Consider the following 433-nt stretch of genomic DNA (forward strand, 5'->3'; position numbering starts at 1 on the left):
CTACTGGTGGTGGCTCTGGGTCTCTTGAAGTAATCCTTAATGTTTGAATATTACCAAGTTCACCTTTATTTAAAATATCTCTTAACTCTTTGAAGTTTTTATCAAAACGTCTATTAAAGCCCATTTGCAGTTTCACATTTGATTGTTTTACCGCTTCTAATGCAATTTTTGCTTCATCAATAGACAAACTAATCGGTTTCTCACAGAAGATATGCTTTCCTTTTGCACAAGCTTCTTTAATGATGTCTACATGCGTATCGGTAGGTGAACATATTACTACTACATCTACCTCAGGATCATTAATAATATCCATATGGTTCTTAGTTTTATTTTCTATTCCTGCTTTTTTGATCCAATCTTCCATCTTGTCGCAATATAAGTCTGAAATCCACTTAATCTTTACATCTTTATGTGTATTTAAATAGTTTATATG

The 433-nt window shown here is 32.1% G+C and carries 1 protein-coding gene; it reads right to left on the reverse strand.

All coding sequences use genetic code 11. The features are described from left to right. A partial coding sequence (locus tag IDG64_RS14445) for a Gfo/Idh/MocA family oxidoreductase (RefSeq protein WP_206171363.1) occupies positions 1 to 433 on the reverse strand: 433 nt, incomplete at both ends.

The organism is Staphylococcus sp. EG-SA-15 (assembly GCF_017151895.1).
Lineage (GTDB): Bacteria > Bacillota > Bacilli > Staphylococcales > Staphylococcaceae > Staphylococcus > Staphylococcus aureus.